The 5,876-nt window shown below is 39.8% G+C and carries 4 protein-coding genes; 1 reads left to right on the forward strand and 3 read right to left on the reverse strand.

Annotated elements, in window-relative coordinates; all coding sequences use genetic code 11:
* Nucleotides 1–477: 477 nt before the first annotated feature.
* Entirely contained in the window at nt 478–1,611 is a 1,134-nt protein-coding gene (locus AB685_RS25290) for a S8 family peptidase (RefSeq protein ID WP_047973355.1), read from the forward strand.
* Nucleotides 1,612–1,658: 47 nt separating this feature from the next.
* Here AB685_RS25290 and AB685_RS25295 read toward each other — a convergent pair whose 3' ends face one another.
* The 3 genes from AB685_RS25295 to AB685_RS25305 all read right to left on the reverse strand — a co-directional run.
* Nucleotides 1,659–2,759 carry a nicotinate phosphoribosyltransferase gene (locus AB685_RS25295; RefSeq protein ID WP_047973356.1) on the reverse strand — a complete coding sequence of 367 codons (1,101 nt, stop codon included), beginning with the start codon at nt 2,757–2,759 and terminating at the stop codon, nt 1,659–1,661.
* 96 nt (nt 2,760–2,855) lie between these two features.
* Entirely contained in the window at nt 2,856–3,326 is a 471-nt protein-coding gene (locus AB685_RS25300) for a DinB family protein (RefSeq protein ID WP_047973357.1), read from the reverse strand.
* A gap of 318 nt (nt 3,327–3,644) precedes the next feature.
* Nucleotides 3,645–5,876: NlpC/P60 family protein (locus AB685_RS25305; RefSeq protein WP_053073955.1), on the reverse strand; the 2,232-nt coding region annotated here is incomplete at its 5' end.

Genomic DNA, 5,876 nt, shown 5'->3' on the forward strand with positions numbered 1-5,876 from the left:
ACCTCTATGCTCACTATAATAAAGAATTCCTAGTTCTGCTAATGACTGACCTTCTCCTAATAGAGGAGTTGGATAGATCAAGTGATGAGATTAATTGTAAACGATCCACCCCACAATAAACAAAACATGAAAAATCCCGACCCAGCCAATCCATTTTACTGACATATGACCCACATCCTACTGATTCATCTACAACATATAACCTCTCAATTATACCATATATTTCTAAATAATAGAGCTCTCTCACCCACTTCCAAATTACTTCCTATTAGTATGTTTATATAAAAATTTATTGAATATTGCCAATGTTAAACTTATTCTTAAATTAAATAGAAAGAATTTTCTTTCGATATACCTGACCTCTTTGATTGCACACCAAGCTTCACTAAAGCAAACTATTCGATTTCTGAAAGGAGGCTTTGTACTTAGTGAATAGTATGTAACAAACAAAATCTATTACTATTGGAGGCTACCTATTTGAGACGATTATTTTTAGCTCTATTACTTGTAATCTTGATGGCAGTACCTGGACAAGCTGTATTAGCAGGAAATGCGAACGCAGAGGTAAAAGATTATTTAGTTCAATTTGATGGTGCAGCACAGAAAGGGTTAGTACAAGCTTTTGGTATTGATAATAAAGATATTATTCATGAATATGACCTCCTTCCGGTCATGCATTTGAATTTAACAGAAAATCAAGCTCGCGGCCTGCAAAATCATCCTCATGTTCAAATGGTTGAAGAAAATGCTGAGGTAACTAAATTAGCTCAAACGACTCCGTGGGGCATTCCTCGTGTACAAGGGACTGCTGCACAAGATGCAGGCTTCACAGGAAATGGTGTAAAGGTAGCGATTCTTGACACGGGAATCGACCGCAATCATCCTGATCTATCAGCCAACGTAAAAGGTGGACATTCTGTTTTCACTGATTCAGCCAACTCTGATCCATTTTTTGATGGTGATGGCCATGGCACTCATGTCGCTGGTACTGTAGCAGCTGTGAATAATGATATTGGTGTTATTGGTGTTGCAAGCGAAGCTTCTCTCTACGCGGTAAAAGTTTTGAACAACGCGGGTAGTGGTTCATATGCTGGTATTGCCGAGGGCATTGAGTGGGCAATCAATAATGATATTGACATCATTAATATGAGCCTTGGTGGCTCACAAAGTTCTGCTATTTTAAAAGAGTTTAGTGATCTAGCATATGCTGAGGGAGTACTTGTTGTTGCTGCAGCTGGAAACAGTGGAACACGCAGCGGCAGAAATGACACAGTCGGCTACCCTGCTAAATATGACTCAGTAATCGCAGTAGCTGCTACAGATCAAAATAACCAACGTGCAACATTCTCAAGCACAGGTCCAGCAGTTGAGATCTCAGCTCCTGGAGTAGGAATTCTTAGCACGACTCCAAATAACAATTATGCATCTTTTAACGGAACATCAATGGCTTCTCCGCRTGTGGCAGGAGTTGCAGCACAAGTTTGGCAAGCTAAGCCACATTTATCAAATGTGGCACTTCGTAATCTGTTAAATGAAACAGCTATCAATCTAGGATCCTCTACACAATATGGTAATGGATTAGTACAGTCATTAGATGCGATTCAACAATAGCRTGAAAAAACTTGGCCCCTCGGGGCCAAGCTTTCTTATWCGTATCTTTACCATGAATGAATGTCTACTTTCTTCATTCGTGGATTCGGGTTATAACGTCTGCCTGCTTTCGCTTCTGGTTCATCATCTAGCATCACATTATCCCCTGTAAAGCCAATCGTGAGCTTTAAGAGGCTCCCGCCAACACCGTACACATCTACGGGCGTATCATTTTTTTCGAATTCTTTAATGCGGTCAGCAGAGAAACCGCCACTAACGACAATTTGCACGTGATGAAAGCCTTCTTCATTTAATGCTTCTCTTAATGCTTTAACGAGTGAGATATTTACACCTCGTGGGTCAAAACTACCTAAAATATGCTGATTACGAATGAAGTATTGATCAATCATCGTTCTTGATGTATCAATCCGTACACCTTTTAGTTTCTCACCAAATTCACGAGCGACCTTTAAGGAATCTGTAATTACATCATTATTATAATCCACAAGGGCAATTAGATCATCTTGTAGATACGTGGCATGATAAGCCTTCGAAGCTTCAACGACATCTCCATTAAACAATTGAATTAAAGCATGAGGCATCGTTCCAAGACCTTTTTCGCCCCACCACTCATTCATCGCATGTGTCGCTTGAGCAGACATTCCCCCCGTAAAGGCAGCATATCCATCTCCAGCTTGATTGCTAAAATGATCATCACGGTCGCCCATAAAAATAACACGCTTATGCTTGGCTGCTGATACGACTCGATAAACATTAGTTGCGACACTTGTTCGTCTAGCTAAAATACCGTCAATGATCCCTTCTAGGTAGCCAAATTTATGATACGAACCTCGAATGGTTAAGACGGTTTCAAATGGCTTAATCTGATCACCATCTTGTAGAGCATAAATTTCTAACTCATCTGGATCTTCAGCAAACGTATGTAAAAGAGCAATTGACTCATCAATCCCACATAGAATGGCTTCCTCTTTTTGAAAAAACTGCATCGTTACTACTTTATCAGGCTTGTACTTCTTGGCGATTTCTTTTGTTTTCAAAAAATAGACAGCTGAATACCATCCTTCTTTGATTCGTTTATCAAATTTAAAAGTACGATTGGTTAGCCTAGAAAGCTCACCTTTCATCTTCATTTCAATTTCTTTTTTCATTGTATGCCCTCCATCTAGTTGGTTGGCTAGCCTACTTATTTTGAATGATTTATAGCCTTATTCTTTCCAATATGTATGATAATTATCAACGTACTCTTATTCAAAAAGGGAGATTTGAGGGTCTTTCCGGCAGCAATGAACGAGCATCGCATGAAGTTGGCCTCGATGGTGGTACAGATGAGCGACGATCTGAAGAAGCCATTCATATCTTGAATAAGTTGCTCCCCAATACGAAACCATCTTCTCTTGCAACTCTCTATCTGTATACGTCAGATACCTCTTTTCTAAAAATTGATAGTGATTAATAAGCGCCCCTTCTATTTCTTTGATCGTATGAAAAGAATGTTCACTGTAAAACGCTGACATCTCCTCTTCTGTTGCCCCATTACTAATCTTATAGTCTGCTTTAGGGAGGAGGGAGATGTGCTCAAGTAGTTCACCAATCGAGTATTTCATGTCTGTTGGGCGACTATGTAAATCATCGCTATTAAGCTCATGCATGATGCCAATGATCGAATTGATCGCAATCTGAATTTGATGAAGCGCACTTTTACAATAGGCATTCATCGAAAGAACCACCATATATTTATAAGGGCAAAAACAATCAAAGCCCAAGCTAACACTTGCCAATAAGCTTTTCTTCTCTCTTTATGCATCTCAATGCCCCTTTATCTAAAATTTCAAACTAATTACTCACTTCAACATCCTCTCGTAAAATCCCTCCTAAAAAAGCACCATAATAAATCGTTTTGAAAGTTGATTAATATCCATACTTGTCCTCCCAGGATGTATAGTCTTCTTTTATACATTCGATTTACTTACCCTAATATCCTTTTTAAAATGAAAACAAGGAGCTGCCATAGGCAACTCCTTTGTTAATACTTTTTAATATCTTCTAGCTTCAATTAGAAGATTAATCCATGCAATCTCATCATTCATTTCATATGTGACTACTACATCATCCATCACTGTTGCAAATACTCCTTCTCCTAAATAAATGGCGACAAAATCCGCCCTACTTCCATCTGACTCTTCGCTGAAGAACATCACATCGCCTCTTTCTAGTTCTTCGATATGAATCCACTCTCCGCTCGAACGAAGAGTATGCAGGTTGCCTGATAATTCAATGTTCGCGGCTTCTTGATAAACACTTTGAACAAATTCAATAGAAGATCCAGTAAATGATTCCCCGATAAATCTTTCCGTTAGGGTTGCCACGGCTTCGAGATCTCCCTTCGTTTTTTCATATGTCCTTGCCCCATAAAACCTCGGAGGCCAATACGTACTCACAGTCAGATCAACAATAGTCACTCCGCTTGCCTGAGTTGCGACCACCATTTGATTATTTCCTATATAGACAGCTGGAATTAATGAGGACCCTTCAAAGAATAATAGATCTCCAACCTCCGCATCTTCAAGCGAGATCTCGCTGCCTTCTTGCCATTGCTGGCTACCATAGCGAGGAAGCTCAAGTTGATATGCCTGTTTATAGATGYATTGGACAAGTCCTCCTGTATCAAACCCTTGATCCGGATCAGCTCCGCCTAATTGATAAGGGCTTCCAAGTAGTTGATAAGCCTCATAAATAGCTGGATTATCGAGGCGGACTGAAAGACTATCAAAACGTTTAACCCCTGTAAAATGTTCGCGCCAGTACGAATTCATATAGRAAATCGTAGTCATCCCTTCTTCACCAGTTGCATGAATCATATAATCGTCCCCTAAATAAATGGCGACATGCGAGATTTCTTCTTGCCATGTGCCTGAAAAATAAAGAGCATCACCAGGTCTGATATGGTTATCAAGGGAAACATCTTCTATATTTGTGCCTTTTGATAGAATCGTTTCTCCTACTTCCCATTGTTTATAGCTGATTCTTGGGAGGTATATTCCTTTTGCTTCTTTAAAGGACGTTTGAATTAAGAAAGAACAATCAAATGCATCTAGTGTGCTCCCAGTCATAAGGTAGGGAGTCCCCATATAATTCATTGCCTCTTGGATGACTGGATTTTCATGACCTACATACGTTTCAGGGTTGGATTTTTTTAGAATTTCTTCGGTGTAGCGTACTGCCCCTACATAACGATCTGCATAATAGGTATGAAACTCTAGATGACGTTCCTGCACCCCTTCTGAAGTAGCGGTTATGAACTGATCATCCCCCGTATAGATACCGGTCAGCCACTCCTCATTATTTAAAAAGAAAACAAGATCTCCTTCTTGAAGTTCATCACGCGCAATTTGAAGACCAGCTTCATATTGCGGGAATGATAGCTTTGAGAGCCAGCTCCCGGTTACTTCCCGATAAACATAATAAGCAAATGACCCTGTATTAAAGCCATCTTCTGGATTATCTCCCCTTCTGTTATAAGGAGTCCCAATTAAAGAACGAGCTTTCTTTACAATTTCATTTGACGAAGAAGGCGGAGTGAGATTTTCTTCGGTATAGCGTTTGGCACCAACAAACGCCTTAGACCAGTACTCACTCATGATTAAATTTCGTTCTGTTAATCCCTCACTTGTTACAATCACAAAGCGACCATTTTCTATATAGATACCTGACATTAAGTATGTCCCTTGAAAAAAGACCACATCACCAGGCTGTAACAGATCTTGATTCACCTCTTCTCCAAGAAGCCATTGATCACTAGCTGCTCTTGGAAGCGCGAACCCTTTTGCTTCATTAAAAACATATTGGACAAACTCTGAGGTTATAAAATCTTGTTCATTGACACCAATCATGTCTAACGATAGTTTCGCTACAGGCTCCTCTATTGTAATGGAGTCTTTCATATATCGATTAGCTCCGATATAAATACCAGACCAATAACTACTGCTGTTCAGATTCACTTGCGCTATCCCTGTGCTTGTCACAACGACAAAGCGACCATTTTCAATATAAATACCTGACATTAACGAGCTTCCTTGAAAAAAGAGCACATCACCAGCAACTAAATCATCACGTTCAATCTCTATTCCCATTAAACGTTGATCTCGTGCAAAGCGTGGAAGGTCAATATTTCTCGATTCAGCATACACATACTGAACAAATTCCGAAGTGATAAACCCTTGATCATTAGGACCGATMAAGTCTACTGCTAACTGAGCAGCTGGGTC

It is taken from the genome of Bacillus sp. LL01 (genome assembly GCF_001037965.1).

Excerpts from the sequence above, each read along its gene's own strand:
- AB685_RS25295 (WP_047973356.1), bottom strand. The coding sequence starts at position 2,759 with ATGAAAAAAGAAATTGAAATGAAGATGAAAGGTGAGCTTTCTAGGCTA.
- AB685_RS25300 (WP_047973357.1), bottom strand. The coding sequence starts at position 3,326 with ATGAATGCCTATTGTAAAAGTGCGCTTCATCAAATTCAGATTGCGATC.